Raw genomic sequence first — 12808 nt, forward strand, 5'->3', positions numbered from 1 at the left:
AGACCTTGTCCGTAATCTTGGACAAGGTCTTCTATCTACCAACTTATCGTCTTTAATACTTTGTCTATCATATTTTGTTCCTCCACAGGTAACCTCCACTCCAGTAGTTCTTTTTTTATTGCATCCCATTTGCCATACCCCTTGACAAACCCATTCATCCTAGCAGCTAAAGTACTGTGGATAAAGGCATCATGATCAAGAAAAAGTCTACTCAACAATTCCGTCGCTTTTTTGTATCTTTTTAGGTAATACTTTTGATGGTAATCCTCTGCAAGGTAAAATTGATCAAAGGGACGTATCTCCGTTATGATCTCACCTTGAAACCTCTCTTCCCACTCTGCTTTCTTTAAATGTACTCTAGACAACTGTTCAGATGACCGATAAAAGATAATCGATAGATATTGTCGACGCGGAAAGACTCTAAGTGCGTTATGATGTCCCCAAAACAGATCTAATACTTCCTCAAAAGAAATCAGCTTGGGGTCAAAATCGACTTCGAGTGTTTCTGTATGGTCTTCAATCTTTCTATAGGTTGGATCTGGTACAGTACCTCCTGCGTAACCCACTCTCGTACGAATCACGCCGGGAAGATGCCCGAACCGGGCATCTGGTCCCCAGAATCAGCCCATTCCGAAAGTGACCGTCTCTATATGGGTTGATGAACGGCTAAATGGTGTCGTAAACAATCTTTTCACCTCTTTATAAAGCTAGACGAAGTAATTTCCCAATAAACCATAGAACCTCTAACTAGATATCTCCTCATCCCCACCTTTTCTAGTACGCGAAAAGAGGGTGTATTCGTCAAATCACATATCGCAATAATACGATTAACTTTTTTGGAAGCAAAGGCCCACTTTATTAATACTTGAGTTGCCTCTGTAGCATATCCCTTAGATTGTGCATCTGGAAGGATATTACACCCAATCTCAACTACACCCTCATGATCTGGCTTATCTATAAATCCCATATCACCAATAACTTTTTTATCATCTTTTTTAATTACAAACCAAGCTCCCCAGCCTAATGAGGATGGATCACTTTCAACCAGGTTAACATAATGTTTAATATGTTGACCGAGTGGGTAATTTGTTCTTTTCTTAATTTTGTTAACCAATTCCTTTGTACAAGGATATAAGTACAAACGTTTCGTCCTAACCATCTTATCCCATCCCTATCACCAACCTATTTAATGCATTGTATTAGAGCGCCGTTCTAGAGGTGATGGTAACAAAATGATCACTCTGGGCTGGTGCGGATTATCATTCATATATGGAGTCCAAAGACTACTAATTTCTGAGGATATTCCTTATGACATCCTTGCAGTAATTAGACTAAGCATTCCATCTTAAACTTATTCCAACGAGTCCGTTCAAAAAAAGAGAAGCATCCGACTTCGCTTCTCACTGAATCTTTAATTCATATATCTAAAAAAATGAATGGATTCTAAATCAGCAAAATACACCCATTTCTGATCGGTTGACCACCCGCTAAAACGGATATTATCAATGGTCTTTAGAAATCTGAATAGACCTGGCAATTCCATTGTATTTTTACCATCTGAATATACAAAGCTTTGGTAAGCATCCTGAGCGTTAGATGTTGGACCTTGGATTGAACCTACAAAGGTATGACCAGTTGGGGCCCAGTATAACTGCTCTAGAAATCTCTCAGAAGTACCTGATCCAAATTGGTTTTTTTTCCCTGTCTTTACGTTCAGAATCGAAGAATTAAAAGGGCCTTCTTGCTCAAGCCTAAAGTGAAGGTCTGCTGAATAATCCGGTAGTTCTTTTAATTTATGTACATATTTTAGTCCCGAGGGTAAATCTAATTCCTTCATAGAGGTTGAAGTTTTGTAAAAGACCTTGTTGCCATTGGGTAACCAGCGCATTTTTTCTCCTTCTGTTGCACTTGGCTTAAACTGATCATTTACTCGATGTTTCAATGTTTTCATATCAAGGAGGACCAACTCATGATTGTTGGTTTTTTTATTTAGTTGTAGGATCGTCATATATTTTTCATTCGGTGCAATGAGAAAAGAATCTACCACTTTCCCTTCCGGTGCACTATAAATCGTGATTTCCTTTTCTGTCTCAGGAAGCAAGCTCACAATTTGATTTTGTTTTATGTAAGCTATGACCTCTGATAACGGGTACCAACTTGCTTCTTGAGCCAAGGACATCCATTTCTTTGTCTTTAAATGATAGAGTGAATAGGACACTGGCACCTCCGACTGATGTTGCATCTTTTCCATATAAAAATAGTTTCCCTTAGGGGAAATGTGAGGGTGATACATCTCTGAAAACTTTGCCACTGTCTCTTTCTTTTTCCCATCTATACTCACTTTGAAAATCTCTGTACCTTGTTCATTCCCTTGTGCTGTTGCCACATTCCCTAGAAGTAATAACATTAATAATAGGCTTATATATCTTTTCATACTCTCTTCTCCTTCTCTAGCCCTTACTTAATTATACCTTTTTCATTCGAAATACGTACCACACAGCACCTGTACTCATCAACAGTAAAAGAAAGAGGGCCCAGCCCTCAAGTAGAGGTTCTTGATCTATCGAAACAGTGGGACTATACGGGGACCTCCCTTCTCCTAACGCTTGAAGGTCATCTTGTGCTGCAGACAGGGGAGTTGTTCTTGTACAAATATTCGTTTGTAGCTCTCCTCTGTCGTTCTTAAAAGCATAAACCAAATATTCCTTACCCAGGTCGAACGAGTAACCACAACTCTCAGAACCTGAGACAGTCATCACCTCTACATTGTTTTGCTCGTTCCCCTTCCACACTGTCGAAACTTCGAAAGAAATCAGGACGGGATCCACTGATGAACCTAAACTAAACTTATTGTCTGTCGTTATATTCTCTGCCCTTCCGACAAATACGGCATCTGCTTGATTCAACGCTACTTGTGGAGAGGGCGTTTCGACACAGGAACAAGCGTACCCAGCAGTAGGAATCGAGAGAAAAGATATGAGCAAGACAAAACCATATATGTTAAAAGAAGAAATTCTCATTCTTTTAGTTCACCTCCTTAATGTCTGACGAACAAAACCGGAGGATTGTTGCAAGTCGTATTTAAAAATTACCAATAAGGCCTTAATCGAATCCTCTTCCGGAGTATGACAGCGATTTTTCCCCATAGAAGAGCCACTTTATAACTAAAAAACAAAAAGGCTATGAACTCCATAGCCTTTTCACATCTATACCTTCTCTACAACCGGGAACCATCCTGGCGTGTTCATAATTGCTCCCCATAGTGGATCGGGAATAACGAGACGATCTTGATCCTCTTTAGATAAAGTGGTTAATATTGTAGATTCTTTCCCCTGCTCAATCTTTTCTACCCAATCAGGCTCCATAATTAATTCACGACCTAGCGCAATTAAAGGTACTCCAGTTTGCAAAGCATTTAGCGCTTCATCCGCGGTATGAATATTTCCTACACCAATGAGTGGTACACGATCTGCAATTTTTTCCTGAATGTGCTCGATACGGGTTTTCGCTGCGTCTGCTCCACGTCGAGGCGTAGACCAAAAGTCCATAAGCGATATATGAAGATAATCAAGCTCCTTATCCGCTAATGTATCAACAAGGGCGAGGGTATCTTCCATTGTTATACCGGGCGTTTCCATTTCCTCCGGTGAGAAACGGTATCCCACGATGAAAGGTTGTTTAGCATGTTTAGCTACTACTTTCTTTACTTCTTCAACGATAGCAAGCGGGAACGACATCCTTTTCTCTAAACTACCACCCCAACGGTCTTCACGAAGGTTGGTATGTGGGGAGAAGAATTGATGGATTAAGTAACCATTCGCCCCATGAATCTCCACACCATCGTATCCTGCCTCAATCGCGCGACGAGTTGTTTCGCCGAAAGCATGCACTATTGCCTCTACTTCCGCTTCGTCAAGTGCACGTGGAGTAGGACCACCCTCTGCTGCGACTGCACTTGCGCTCACCGTGTCTCCATTCGGAACTAATTCGGGTGGACAAGAACGTCCCCCATGGAATATTTGAAGTACGGCAAGAGCACCTTGTTCTTTAATCGCTGTAGCCAAGCGACGTAAACTCGGTATCATTTCATCACGATCCCCTGCGAATTCTCCTGCAAAACCTTTACCGTTCGGTGTAACGAACGTACAAGCTGTTACAACCATGCCCACTCCCTTGGAGCGGCGAATATAGTACTCAATCTCAGAATCAGAGACCATCCCATCTTCATGGGAGGAAAAATTCGTCATCGGGGCCATTACTACGCGGTTTTTTATTTTAACTCCGCTTCGGAGTGTTATCGGTTGGAATAAGGGTTGAAACTTCGTATTCATCTGATCTATGTCCTCCAATTAATCGCAAATTCTAACACTATGATATATCATATCCAACTTAGCATGATCTTTACTTTCGATTCAAAGGATAATAACTTATATATGATTTTTGATCTTATCCAACAATCGATCCTTAGGTTGGAAACCAACCATTGTTTCTACTACTTGGCCATCTTTAAAGAGCAACAAGGTAGGAATACTCATTACACCATATTGTTGAGACGCATGTGGATTGTGGTCTACATTGATTTTTCCTATTTTAATGTGATCTCCAATTTCATGATCTAGCTCTTCCAGGACTGGCGCAATCATTTTGCATGGACCACACCATGGTGCCCAAAAATCCACTAATACTGTCCCCTTTGTTACCTCCAACTGATAGGTTTGATCATTAAGCTCTACTATTGCCATAAATCTTCCCTCTCTTCTCTTTAATTTTTCCTTCGAACCAATCCCCTATATTTATCACCACCTGTTATTGTTATTATGATAGTTACAGTTTGAACAAAATAAGAATACCCTCATTTATTTCTGTAATAATTAAATATACATTTAGGGTATAAGAAGATTAATTTTTTCCACTCCTATTACTGTAATCATAGTATATACAGTTAGTGGAGTCAATAGAGATTATAAATTTAGGCAACTGATAAAAAAGTTCCCCTCCTCTCCTTTTATGCTGAAATGAGACCCGACATCAGAGGAAGGTTTATATATACATCCTTAAAATTTACTATAAAAATAAATTATAAAAATTTATTTTTATAAGAGTTATTGAACAATTGTGTTAACCCTGCTAATATTTTAATTAAATAGTAAACAAATTTTTAAGGGGGACACATCAGTCGTGAAAAAATTATCTGTTTTAAGTATGGCACTTGTTGTTGCATTAACTATTGTAGGTTGCGGAGGCAAGCAAGAAGCATCCACCACCCCATCCTCAGACTCATCCCAGCCCGCAAAGAAATATATTGTCGGGACACATGCTGAGTTTGCCCCTTTCCAATTCCTAGACAAAGGAGAAATTGTAGGGTTTGATATGGATCTACTTGATGTTTTGATGAAGGATTCTGGTTTGGAGTACGAAGTTAAAAATGTCGGTTGGGATCCATTATTTGCAGCCATCCAAGGTAAAGAAATGGATATTGCCATCTCTGGAATTACAATTAATGAAAAACGTCAACAAACCTATGACTTCTCCCTACCCTACTTTGAATCCACCAACATGATTTTAACAAAAGAGGGTAGTAGTATTAATAGCTATGCAGACTTAAAGGACAAAAAAGTTGGCGTAATGAATGGAACTACTGGACAAGCTGCTGTAGAGAAGATCCAGGGAGCTGAAAGTAAAGACATAAAGAAATTCGATAGTAATGTTGTAGCAATCATGGAAATGATAAACGGTGGCGTTGAAGCCGTGGTAACTGATAACGCTGTGGTACAAGAATACGTTAAGAATAATCCAGATAAGAAGTTAAAAGCTATCGCTGACAGCGAATTTGAATCTGAATTTTACGGAATAATGTATCCAAAAGGCAGTGAAGTAAAAGCAAAGCTTGACGAATCTTTAAAGAAGATGGTTGAAAACGGAACCTACACTGAGATTTATAAAAAGTGGTTTGGTGAAGAACCTGCCCTAGACGGATTGAAGGCTCAATTAAAATAATGACTTAAACAATGCGTAACACTCGTAGGCGCAAACAGTGTTACGCATTTTTTTCTTGAATAGGGTGCAGGTAGATTGTCACTAATCTATCAATTCTAATAAACCCTAAAAACGCATGCTTTTAATAGAGAAAGGTGATCATAACATGGACTTTCGCTTTGATATTGTTGTTGAATATGCTCCTTACCTTGCCAAGGGGGCTGCCCTTACCATAGGACTCTCCCTTGTAGCTATCATCCTGGGCTCCATATTCGGATTGATTATCGGTCTTGGAAAAATGTCTAAGAATAGGCTCCTACGAACTCCTTTCGAATGGTATATTAACTTCTTCCGAGGCACTCCACTTCTAGTTCAAATTTTGTTAGTCCACTTTGGTGTTACTCCGCTGTTCATGGCCGAGCCAAGTAGCATTGTTTCTGCAATTATTTCTCTTTCTTTAAATGCGGCAGCATACATTGCAGAGATTTTCCGTGCTGGAATCCAATCCATTGATAAAGGACAAATGGAAGCTGCGCGATCATTGGGTATGAATCACTTTCAAGCCATGTGGTACGTTATCCTTCCCCAAGCTCTAAAAAGGATGATCCCACCTTTTGGAAACGAATTCATAGTTTTAATTAAGGACTCTTCCTTAGTCTCTATCATCGCAGCTCCAGAATTAATGTATTGGGGACGAGCAGCTCAGGGTCAGTACTATAGAGTATGGGAGCCTATGCTATCCGTTTCACTTGTTTATCTAATCCTAACTCTTCTCTTAAGCAAATTATTAAGCTACCTTGAAAGGAGATACTCCACAGAATGATTCAAGTGAATAATTTAAAAAAATCGTTTGGTAATCTAGAAGTATTAAAGGAGATCAGCACACAGATAAAAGAAGGCGAAGTTGTTGTCGTAATTGGGCCATCGGGCTCCGGAAAATCCACATTCCTCCGTTGCCTCAATCTTCTAGAGGAAGTTAGCGGCGGTGAAGTGCTCATTAATGGAGTCAACTTAACGGATCCTAAAACGAACATTAATAATGTACGTACAGAAGTTGGAATGGTTTTTCAACGTTTTAATCTTTTCCCCCATATGACGGTCCTAGATAATATTAAACTCTCACCGATGAAGGTTCGTAAGTGGTCAGAACAAAAAGCAACCGAAAAAGCCCACCAGCTTTTGGAGAAGGTGGGCCTTAAAGAAAAGGCTTATGTATACCCCGATTCCCTTTCTGGTGGACAGGCCCAACGAGTTGCAATTGCCAGAGCCCTTGCCATGGAACCTAAAATTATGCTGTTTGACGAACCAACTTCAGCTCTCGATCCCGAGATGGTTGGAGAAGTGCTTTCCGTAATGAAGCAGCTCGCTAAGGAAGGTATGACCATGGTAGTGGTTACTCACGAAATGGGATTCGCAAAAGAAGTAGGAGATCGCGTAATCTTCATGGATGGCGGATATATAGTAGAGGAGAACCTTCCAAAAGACTTATTTGAAAACCCTCAACACGAGCGCACACAAGCCTTCTTATCTAAAATCTTATAAAAATAGTGTAATTGTTTTACTTAGTAGAACAAAAAAGGCAAAGCGTTTTCATACGCTTTGCCTTTTTTATTTAATACTAGCTTCAACTCAAGTATTTCCTTCCGGTAAAAAAGGTTCATACATCATAATGGCGTCGTTTTCGGTAATAAACTCATCATCTATTAATTCTTGATTTAAATTGTAAGCTTTTCTATAAATTTTATTATGTCTAACGTACCCTCCCATAAACTCATGGGTGATCCAATGCTCTTTTTCGTAAACTTCATACGTTCTTGTTGGAGGTGCAGTAGCTCTCCATTCCCCTACTAAATGAGAATCCGTTAAATATAAAACGAGTTGATAGGCTTGCTTCGTTTCATTTTTAATTTGTAGGTCCAGATAATTATAAGCACACGTTGCGCCACTTCCAAAGGGTTGACTTCTCTTTGAATCTGGAAAAACATCAAAGCTATGTCGGTACCTCTCCGTTATGGTTAAAGGTGTATGCAACGTCATCCAATAGATCAAATTCGAGAGCTGACATAATCCCCCGCCTGTTCCAGTGGTCACTTTCCCGTAAAATAAAATCATTCCATCAACGTAGCCCTTCTTCTTGGTCGTATTCCCAATCAATCTCCAATAAGAAAAAGTCTCCCCTGGGGAAACCATCACACCATTTATCGTCTTCGATGCAATCCTAATATTCTTAACCTTATTATGCTGCAGCCACATATCCACATCCTTCAGATCTCTTAGTAAAGGCGTGGCATGTGTAAATACGACATAGGGAAGCTGTTCACTTAATATTTTTAGAGCGTACTTCTTCCCCCCAAAATACCATTCTTTATATCGCTTTAGACGATAATATTTCTTCCCCAAGAAGATGCGAAAAGGACTTCTAGTGATAGGTTTAAGCGATGTCATACGTTTATATCCTTCCAATATTCTCTACGTATCGTGAACTTATCCTTACATTATGCTCTATTCAAAAATTCGGTATTCTCTTCTCGCCAACTTGATGAACGGTTCCTAGGAATGATATAAAGACCCTAGCCTCCTCGTGATATTCTGGAAGATCTTCAGGTATTAAGCCACAAGCGAACTCAATCTTAGCTATGGAACCAAACGCTACTTTCTCTACTTTCTTCACCCCACAACCATTACAATCCATCCCGCAACCATCAACCATGTCTTCCTGACTAGACTCTATGGCACTTGCGACAATGCTATTGATAGTTGAAGGAGTAAGCCAGGGGGAGGATATAATGAAAAACAAAATAACTAATGCTAACACCGCTAGCATGGATAGCTTATTCATAGGTCCTCCCCTCCACTCTCAATACATAGAAGACGTGATCCAATACGAATTTGTTACACTTTATGACTACCTAAAAATGGAATTGGTAGTGGCGATGAGCTCTTGTATGCTATAGTAACCCTCCCAAACTTGCTCCCTTGACGAAGAATCGCTCTATATTCCTCTCGACCGTCGGATCAGGTATTAAGGGCGGGGCATGATGAGGTTTAATACGTGCATCAATGATTACGTTATCACAACCCCAATGTTTATTCTCATAAAAACTATTCACACCATATATATCATGTGATGGATTACTACGTGTAAATGTCGCCCAAAGGAAATTATTCAGGGTAGCACTAATAAAGGAACTATCATCTGCTAAAATGATCATAGGACACGAGGTTATTGGCCCCCTAGCCTTAATCGCTTCACCTAAACCTTGTATCTCCTGCTGAGCTTGTTTGTAGTCTTTAAATTGAGGTCCTTGAACAACCACAACTCCAGGCATGACAAGTTGTGCATTACAATATCCCCTCAATTCCTTTAATGGTTCAGGAACTTCTCTGCATAGCTCCCTTAGCTTATCGCCATAAGCAGCAAACACGACTTTACTTCCCGAATTTAATCCTGTACCTGAATAGTCTAAAGTGTCAATTGTTGTATTGGTATAGAAGTGGAGATCTCGACGAAGGTCCATTCTCTCCAAGATATAAGTTAGGAAAGCACCCTCCTCATGCGTAGTAACCGGTTGATCATCTTCAGCAGTTATGAATAAATATTTAGCCAGGCTCAACTGTCCTGTTCCTAGAATCCTGTTGGCGATTGTCAACAATTCCGTCGGCTGTTTAACAGCTTGATAAGGAGTATAACGTTCGCTCCCAATCGCAAAGAGAAGAGGATGAACACCAGCCGCATCCACCGCATGAACTTCCTTTACTCCTGGGATCTCTTGCTTAATGGCATCACCTGTTAACTCATGGATCAGGGCACCAAACGAGGTGTCTTCCTGCGGTGGTCGACCCACGACGGTAAATGGCCAGATCGCATCAGGCTTAGCATATACTTTATGGATTTTCATCAAAGGAAAATCATGTGTAAGGCTATAATAACCTAGATGATCGCCGAATGGCCCCTCAGGTTTCGTTTCTCCCGGATGAATCTCTCCCGTAATGACAAAATCTGCGTCGTTACTAATGCAGTAACCATCAATATAACTATAGCGAAAACGTCTACCACCCAATAAACCGGCAAACGTCATTTCGCTCATCCCTTCAGGCAAAGGCATGACAGCAGACAATGTTTGGGACGGTGGTCCACCCACAAAGATACTGACTTTTAAAGGCTTTCCTAATTTATTCGCTTTGGCTTGGTGGACTCCGATTCCCCGGTGGATCTGATAATGGACCCCGATTTCTTTATTTATCTCATACTCATTTCCTGTAAGCTGAACACGGTACATTCCGAGGTTTGAATTCATAATGCCAGGTTTGTCCGGATCTTCGGTATAGACTTGTGGCAATGTGATAAAAGCTCCTCCATCCATCGGCCAATGGTGTATCAATGGAAGATCTGATATCTGAATTTCCTGTGCAGTGGCAGGCTGACTTGCTGAAGTCTTCAAAGGTAGAGCTTTCATCGCTGCCAAACCGCTTCTCATATTATTAAACGGATTCTTAAGGGCCTTAGCCGGATCCTTTCGCAGCGCGATCACATTTTGAACATCTTCCATTGTATCCCGAAAGAGAAACTTGCTTCGTTCTACTGTACCAAAAAGGTTCGACACTGCCCGAAACTTTGACCCTTTTACATTTTCAAATAAGAGAGCAGGACCGCCAGCCTCGTAAACTTTCAAATGAATGGCAGCCATCTCAAGATACGGATCAACTTCCTCACGTATCCGAACCAGTTGACCATGTTTTTCTAAATCCATGATGCATTCTTGTAAGTTGCGGTACATCCGTTGTGCTCCTATCTTATTATATTTCTTAAATATAACAGGCTTCTTTACTTACAGTAAAAACGAATGGAGACAAGTTGTCAAACGCGTTATGACTAGCCATCGGTTATAGAGGTAAAAAAATATCCGCCAAGGACTCTCAGCGGTAAATGGGGGTGGTGGATATGGATAGGATTTATGACATCTTCATTGTAGTTCTTTATCATTAACTAAATATAAAGGAAAAATTAATTTTACATAAAGTAATGTACTCCAATCGCACAACTAACTCCGACTAAAGCACCGACGATAACATCTAAAGGATAATGGAGCCCAAGATACATGCGAGAAACAGCAACCAGAATGGCTAGTATGAAGAATAAAAGGGCCAGCCATGGGATCACGAAAGCAATGGAAGTACTCCAAGTAAAAATTGCCGCACTATGTCCCGAAGGAAAAGAATAATCTCTTAAAGGATTCTCGACAACATGAATATTTATCTCTCTTAGATAGGGTCTAGGCCTGTTCCATCTTCTTTTTGCAACCTGAACTAGAATGTGACTTATAATCAGAGCAAGAGGAACTTCTATCAGTAGGATTCGACTTTCTCTAAGTAAAAGGAATAACACTAGGAATAAACAAACTGAAAAAGTAAGTCCACCAAGATGAGTAACCATTGGCATCAATCTATTAAACAAACGGCACCGTATCTTCTGATTAAATATGATGAAGATCTGCCGATCACCGCTCTTCATCCACGATAAAAATGGATACATGTAAGTACTCACCTCCGGGTATTGTTAACTTTTATTTTAGCACCGGCCCATGAATTCTCTATGAACTTAACTTAAATGATTTTTTCTAATCTTAACATCACATTAATACTTGATTTATAATTTTCTGTTAAATTTAGTTGGATATTTACTCTATATATCGAAGGGGTGAAGCCAACTTGTACAGAACAGCACTTATCCTTTCCGAACCGTATGGTGGTGGTCATACTAAGGCTGCGAAAGCCGTTTCTAAGCTTCTGAAAGATTGGAATTACCCTATCCTGGAATTAGGCAATTACCTGCATCCCCGTTTATCTAGTCATCTCACTCGCGGATACCTGAAAACTGTACAGAAAGCTCCTTGGATATGGGGAAAATTGTATTCTAGTCCTATAACAGAGAGTCAACTTATTCCCTATATGTACCGTAAAATCTATACTACAAAGTTGGCTGCCCTACTTCTACAAACCAAGCCGGATGTCATAATTGCCACACATCCCTTGCCGGCTATCGCTATTAGTTCTCTTAGAAAATATAAAATTGATCTCCCCTTAGTTGGCGTTGTTACCGATTTCCATATCCATCCAAGCAGGTCCCTTGCCGACTGGAATGTGCTGTGCATTCCTTCACAGGTTGTTCCTTCATGGCTAGACAACACAACAGGGATTGTACCCACAGGAATTCCTGTTCAGCCTTCTTTTCATACCACACTGTCTAAACCACTCGCAAAGAAGAATCTAAATCTTGATCTTTCTAAGCCTGTTGTACTTTGGATGGGCGGAAGCGACGGTTTTCTTCAGGATTTAGAATGGGTTAGCATGTGTAGTAAAGATCCATCAACTCAATGGCTATTTGTTACGGGGAGAAATCGCAAGCTATTTAATACTTTACAAGATAATTATAGAAAATACCCGCACCTACAGATCTACGGCTATGTTGATGATATTTCAACCTTGATGGATGCATCAGACCTATTGGTTACCAAACCTGGAGGTGTTACGTGTTCTGAGGCTATTCATAAGGGACTCCCCCTTCTCCTTACAAACGGTGTAACTGGGCAGGAAGAGGAGAATCGTTCTTTTCTGTTGCAACAAGGACTTGCTGATTATTGCGCCTCGCACGAAATTAAAGAAAAGTCGCAGGCAATGATTAGCAATTTTGACAACCTGGAAAGAATCAAATGGAATATGCTAAGGTATAAACATTCTATACAACCTAATCGTATTGCTTCTACAGTTGAAATGTTCTTAGGCCAGAATTGTATAGGTCATTCACCTTATCACTAATAAAGAGGGTGTCCCC

General features: G+C 40.2%; 13 protein-coding genes and 1 pseudogene. 4 read left to right on the plus strand and 10 right to left on the minus strand.

Going from position 1 to position 12808, the window contains the following annotated elements:
• Positions 1–35: 35 nt before the first annotated feature.
• From EIZ39_RS16000 to trxA, 6 genes and pseudogenes are all read right to left on the minus strand, one after another.
• A pseudogene (locus tag EIZ39_RS16000) lies at positions 36–608 on the minus strand (peptide-methionine (S)-S-oxide reductase); the annotation flags it as partial.
• Positions 609–691: 83 nt separating this feature from the next.
• Entirely contained in the window at positions 692–1159 is a 468-nt protein-coding gene (locus EIZ39_RS16005) for a GNAT family N-acetyltransferase (RefSeq protein ID WP_129200981.1), read from the minus strand.
• 252 nt (positions 1160–1411) lie between these two features.
• Positions 1412–2434: a hypothetical protein gene (locus tag EIZ39_RS16010; RefSeq protein WP_129200982.1), complete on the minus strand. Its 1023-nt coding sequence runs from the start codon at positions 2432–2434 to the stop codon at positions 1412–1414.
• 31 nt (positions 2435–2465) lie between these two features.
• The gene (locus tag EIZ39_RS16015; RefSeq protein ID WP_129200983.1) at positions 2466–3020 is read right to left on the minus strand and encodes a hypothetical protein; all 555 of its coding nucleotides are present in this window, start codon (positions 3018–3020) and stop codon (positions 2466–2468) included.
• A gap of 186 nt (positions 3021–3206) precedes the next feature.
• Entirely contained in the window at positions 3207–4331 is a 1125-nt protein-coding gene (locus EIZ39_RS16020; protein WP_129200984.1) for an NADH-dependent flavin oxidoreductase, read from the minus strand.
• Between the two features lie 96 nt (positions 4332–4427).
• On the minus strand, positions 4428–4784 hold the full coding sequence (gene trxA / locus EIZ39_RS16025; RefSeq protein ID WP_483296045.1) for a thioredoxin: 357 nt from the start codon (positions 4782–4784) through the stop codon (positions 4428–4430).
• Between the two features lie 418 nt (positions 4785–5202).
• Here trxA and EIZ39_RS16030 point away from each other — a divergent pair, with 418 nt between their 5' ends.
• From EIZ39_RS16030 to EIZ39_RS16040, 3 genes are all read left to right on the plus strand, one after another.
• Positions 5203–5997, plus strand: coding sequence for a basic amino acid ABC transporter substrate-binding protein (locus tag EIZ39_RS16030; protein ID WP_129201041.1), 795 nt, complete (start codon positions 5203–5205; stop codon positions 5995–5997).
• Positions 5998–6142: 145 nt separating this feature from the next.
• Positions 6143–6799: an amino acid ABC transporter permease gene (locus tag EIZ39_RS16035; RefSeq protein WP_129200986.1), complete on the plus strand. Its 657-nt coding sequence runs from the start codon at positions 6143–6145 to the stop codon at positions 6797–6799.
• Positions 6796–7518 (plus strand): amino acid ABC transporter ATP-binding protein, encoded by a 723-nt coding sequence (locus EIZ39_RS16040; RefSeq protein WP_129200987.1) that lies wholly within the window; start codon positions 6796–6798, stop codon positions 7516–7518. The genes EIZ39_RS16035 and EIZ39_RS16040 overlap by 4 nt, the downstream gene beginning before the upstream one ends.
• 87 nt (positions 7519–7605) lie before the next feature.
• On the opposite strand, the gene EIZ39_RS16045 is transcribed toward EIZ39_RS16040, so the two are convergent.
• The 4 genes from EIZ39_RS16045 to EIZ39_RS16060 form a co-directional block, all read right to left on the minus strand.
• Complete coding sequence (locus EIZ39_RS16045) at positions 7606–8421, minus strand: VanW family protein (protein WP_129200988.1); 816 nt, start codon at positions 8419–8421, stop codon at positions 7606–7608.
• Between the two features lie 61 nt (positions 8422–8482).
• Positions 8483–8815: a hypothetical protein gene (locus EIZ39_RS16050; RefSeq protein WP_129200989.1), complete on the minus strand. Its 333-nt coding sequence runs from the start codon at positions 8813–8815 to the stop codon at positions 8483–8485.
• A 109-nt stretch (positions 8816–8924) separates the two neighbouring features.
• Positions 8925–10754 (minus strand): UbiD family decarboxylase, encoded by a 1830-nt coding sequence (locus EIZ39_RS16055; protein ID WP_129200990.1) that lies wholly within the window; start codon positions 10752–10754, stop codon positions 8925–8927.
• 233 nt (positions 10755–10987) lie between these two features.
• Positions 10988–11509, minus strand: a complete 522-nt coding sequence (locus tag EIZ39_RS16060; protein ID WP_129200991.1) for a phosphatase PAP2 family protein — start codon at positions 11507–11509, stop codon at positions 10988–10990.
• Between the two features lie 176 nt (positions 11510–11685).
• On the opposite strand from EIZ39_RS16060, the gene EIZ39_RS16065 reads away from it, so the two are divergent.
• The gene (locus EIZ39_RS16065; protein WP_164985129.1) at positions 11686–12792 is read left to right on the plus strand and encodes an MGDG synthase family glycosyltransferase; all 1107 of its coding nucleotides are present in this window, start codon (positions 11686–11688) and stop codon (positions 12790–12792) included.
• Positions 12793–12808: the final 16 nt, after the last annotated feature.

The sequence above is a fragment of the Ammoniphilus sp. CFH 90114 genome, assembly GCF_004123195.1.
Taxonomy (GTDB): domain Bacteria; phylum Bacillota; class Bacilli; order Aneurinibacillales; family RAOX-1; genus YIM-78166.

Bases quoted from the DNA above. Each gene is read 5' to 3' on its own strand.
- EIZ39_RS16015 (WP_129200983.1), bottom strand. From the start codon at position 3,020: ATGAGAATTTCTTCTTTTAACATATATGGTTTTGTCTTGCTCATATCT.
- EIZ39_RS16055 (WP_129200990.1), bottom strand. From the start codon at position 10,754: ATGTACCGCAACTTACAAGAATGCATCATGGATTTAGAAAAACATGGT.
- EIZ39_RS16010 (WP_129200982.1), bottom strand. From the start codon at position 2,434: ATGAAAAGATATATAAGCCTATTATTAATGTTATTACTTCTAGGGAAT.
- EIZ39_RS16045 (WP_129200988.1), bottom strand. From the start codon at position 8,421: ATGACATCGCTTAAACCTATCACTAGAAGTCCTTTTCGCATCTTCTTG.
- EIZ39_RS16030 (WP_129201041.1), top strand. From the start codon at position 5,203: ATGGCACTTGTTGTTGCATTAACTATTGTAGGTTGCGGAGGCAAGCAA.
- EIZ39_RS16050 (WP_129200989.1), bottom strand. From the start codon at position 8,815: ATGAATAAGCTATCCATGCTAGCGGTGTTAGCATTAGTTATTTTGTTT.
- EIZ39_RS16020 (WP_129200984.1), bottom strand. From the start codon at position 4,331: ATGAATACGAAGTTTCAACCCTTATTCCAACCGATAACACTCCGAAGC.
- EIZ39_RS16035 (WP_129200986.1), top strand. From the start codon at position 6,143: ATGGACTTTCGCTTTGATATTGTTGTTGAATATGCTCCTTACCTTGCC.
- EIZ39_RS16060 (WP_129200991.1), bottom strand. From the start codon at position 11,509: ATGTATCCATTTTTATCGTGGATGAAGAGCGGTGATCGGCAGATCTTC.
- EIZ39_RS16040 (WP_129200987.1), top strand. From the start codon at position 6,796: ATGATTCAAGTGAATAATTTAAAAAAATCGTTTGGTAATCTAGAAGTA.
- EIZ39_RS16005 (WP_129200981.1), bottom strand. From the start codon at position 1,159: ATGGTTAGGACGAAACGTTTGTACTTATATCCTTGTACAAAGGAATTG.